This window comes from Pseudoalteromonas sp. SWN166 (assembly GCF_015864485.1).
Taxonomy (GTDB): Bacteria; Pseudomonadota; Gammaproteobacteria; order Enterobacterales; family Alteromonadaceae; genus Pseudoalteromonas.
This window is the reverse complement of sequence record NZ_JADYXB010000076.1, coordinates 1-3,474: the sequence shown is the minus strand read 5'-3', so window position 1 is coordinate 3,474 and position 3,474 is coordinate 1. Positions and strand designations below refer to the sequence as shown.

Annotated in this window: 3 protein-coding genes; all 3 read right to left on the bottom strand. The window is 39.6% G+C overall.

Features of this window, described 5'->3' with window-relative positions; translation table 11 throughout:
- Positions 1–241: 241 nt before the first annotated feature.
- On the bottom strand, positions 242–1,060 hold the full coding sequence (locus tag I6F49_RS20030) for a hypothetical protein (protein WP_197181731.1): 819 nt from the start codon (positions 1,058–1,060) through the stop codon (positions 242–244).
- Between the two features lie 692 nt (positions 1,061–1,752).
- A complete protein-coding gene (locus tag I6F49_RS20025; protein ID WP_197181068.1) occupies positions 1,753–2,841 on the bottom strand; it encodes an IS91 family transposase in 1,089 nt (362 codons plus the stop codon).
- Positions 2,838–3,474 (bottom strand): tyrosine-type recombinase/integrase (locus I6F49_RS20020; RefSeq protein WP_231615102.1); only part of this gene is annotated, 637 nt, incomplete at its 5' end. The genes I6F49_RS20025 and I6F49_RS20020, both read right to left, overlap by 4 nt.

Here is a 3,474-nt window from a genome sequence, read left to right as displayed (position 1 = left end):
GTTTAAGCAAATGCTCGCAGTAACTTTTACAGGTACTTTGTGAATAACCACGGTAGGCTATTTCAGTTTTGACTTGTTCAATGAGTGTATTCATGACTTACCTCCAAATATGGGATAACCCTAAGGTAAGTGTGGCTCAAATGGTCAGAATAGGATCTCCGCGTAGCGGCTTAGTTCAACGCCCAAATAACAGGCTAAAAATAGTGGGCTAAAATGGAGCGGAGCGAACAGCCCGCTGTTTTTAGTCCTTGTTGATTTTCTTGTTAGTTTGCTCTTGCGCTGCACTATCAGTTTTTTCTTCTAGCTCTATAGTTGAATAACCAATCTGAGCCGCTTGAAATAACGAGAATACAACAGCGACAAAGCCTAATGCTTTAACCGTCGGGCGTTCGAGAAAAGTATTTACCTTATTACCCCAGTTTTTATTATGCACATTCACTTTGTTTTTTTGCAGAAGATAATACATATGCTGAAACCAATAGGCTTTAGACATCGTGGACTTATGCAACTTAACATACTCTTTAGCTGCAAAAGCATCGACTTCTTCTTTACCAGCTAGATTATCACGATGCTCACCATCATTTAATTTCATGAAGCTTGCCATTCTGGGATGCTCAACACAGCCTTTGCCGTATATAGATAAAATTAGGGACGATAAATTATATTTCTTTGAATCTGGAATTCTTTTGCCATCAACGCCAGATAAAACTTTATAACGATGAATTAAAGCTTCAAAACCGTAATTTATATTAGACATATTCCAATGAAGCCAGAAAGCACCATCATTCTCAGAAAGAAATGCAAAGAACTGAGCTAACATCTCTTTTTCTAGATCATCATAATGATCGTGGATGTTTTCGCGAGGTATCTTATTTACCTCTGCGATTAAATGAATGGAAAAACTGTGCATTGTTGAACTACCAACATGGAGCACTGCAATCGAAGTTATTCGAGGTGAGTAGTTTTCATTATTATCATTTAAGTTCTGACACGAATAATGAACTATAAATAAACTTTGTTCATTCTCATGCAACTTTTTCAATGTTTCCTTGGTACTCAATTAATACTCCATACTTTGATTGCAAACTAACGCTTTGCTAAGGGGCAAATGACCGTTGGATATAATGCGCGAAGCGCAGCCGACTGTTATTTGTCCGTTTGAGCAACTTGTTATATGCAGCAGTGGTAAAACCAACAACTACAATAACTTAAGTCACCCGTAATATTAAAACCTAACCGTGAACTTTTACGCTACACGCGAAAGGCTGAACTGAAATAATGTCATTGCCTCCTTTGAAAAAGGTATAAATGGCAATACTTATTAGTGTTAACACCAAACCAAGTTTAGCGAAAAACACGTTGTAATTTTTACACTAAACGATTTATTAAAATACTGATACATGACATTTAAAGAACTAATTTTTAAAAGCATATAACACTTTAGTATTTATGCGACACGCAGTTTGTGTTGCATAATCGCTTGTTGGACTGAGGCGCTACCTGCTCGGTGTGTCAGAGTTGGTATTGTTTATGCTATGGGAATTTACTTTTTAGAGGCTCTAGCTAAATCAGCTAATTTAATCAGCTTACCTATTATAATTTAAGCTATCCCTGCGTTGCTCAGCATTTATTATGTCCCTATTAAACCTAATATTTAACCGTTAAGCAATGATATTTTTCTCACGCACAGCCGCTACTAGCCTGAACAGTTAAGCAGGTTAACTCATTGATTCTATTAAGCAGGCTAGCCCGCTAACTCGTTCGCTCTGTTTTAACGGTTGCCGCATCCGACTCTGCTATACCAATAAATTGCAAGATGCCAACTTTGCATGATTGACAAGGCCAATGCGGTATCAATGGATCTTTTTCTGTCGTTACCTTTGCTTCTTTACATGTGTGTGGCTCTTGGGCTCTTATTAACGCTAACTTTTGTTTACGACATGCATTGGCTAAAAATCCATAGTGGCGAATACGCATAAACCCTTTCGGCAATACATGTTGTAAGTAACGCCGTAAAAATTCGTCACAACTCAGTGTCATGACTTTATCGCGGTTGTTATCTGCATAATCGCGGTATTTAAAGCTCACTGTTTCTTCAGTCGCTGACACTAATCGCGATTCTGACATCACGCCTTTTCGGGTATAACGTGCAAGGTAACTGACTAATTTTTCACTGTACGTTAAACAGGCTTTGCTATAAACACACCATTTGGTTGGGGTGCTTATCTTCACGAATGAACTATCGCACTCATTTAGCGCCGCGAGCATTTTTCCTCTAAAGACCGTTGATAATGCTTTAACAGGGTATAAATAACCTTTTTCTATTTCATGCCATTGCGCTTTATCAAGCGCACCTGCGGGTATCAAGCAATGCAGGTGAATATGCTGACTTAAATTTTGCCCCCACGTATGCAGTACGCTTGTCATGCCTAACTGACCATGCCCTTTTCGTTTCGCAAATTTACTCAGCGTTTGCCATGTGGCTTTAAATAAACAGTGATACAGCACGCTTGGGTTATAGTGTGCAATGATATTCAACTCATGCGGGAGCGTAAAAACAAGGTGGAAATAGCGACACGATAGTAAATCCTCTTGTTGTCTTTGCACCCATTTAGCCGTTGCCATACCTTGGCAACGTGGGCAATGCCGATCTCGACAGCTACATCCAATTTGTTGTACTTCACCACAGTTATCACATTGCCACGCTTGATAACCGAGCTGACCTGTTCTGCATGATTGAAGATGTTGGCAGACTCGTAACTGCTGATAGCTCATTATGTGGTGCTGCCGATAATTCTCAAGATGTGAGTTTAAAATATCAGCGAGGTGCAAGCCGCTCATTGTTCACCCCAACTTGCGAGTAAATCAATGCCACCATACCCTAATTCAGGTAACCAGTGTAAGTAACTTTGCGTGGTTCTAATGTCACTGTGACCAAGCTGATGTTGAAGTTGATGAAGCGGCATCCCTAACTCAAGTTGATGTGTAGCATAAGCATGGCGTAATACATGTGGATTACAGTGCTTTAAACCACACATTTGTGCATGTTTTTTCAATGCCTTTCTGAAGCTTGAGGGTGACATGGGTTTATCCATTAACCATCGTGAATAAAACATCCAGCCCGTTGGGTGATACATTTTCCAATAACAACGTAATTGATTTAGCACGCTATCTGATACAACAACATAGCGTGACTTATCTCCTTTACCATGTTCAATTAAAATGGTTTTACGCTGTCCATTGATGTCTTGCACTTTGATGCGCAGCAGTTCGCCAATACGCAAACCACATCCATAACACACCACTATCAATGTTTTTAAGCGCATATCCGTGCAACTTTCTATAAGTCGTCGAATATCATCACGCGATAAATAAGTAGGTGCCCGAGGTTTCGCTTTAGGCAAGGCTATGTCTAAGTTCAGTGGGCGGTGTAAAATATTCTTAAACAGAAACCAAATGCTGTTTATTTGTATT

Coding starts and splice junctions, on each gene's coding strand:
- I6F49_RS20025 (WP_197181068.1), bottom strand. CDS start 2,841: ATGAGCGGCTTGCACCTCGCTGATATTTTAAACTCACATCTTGAGAAT.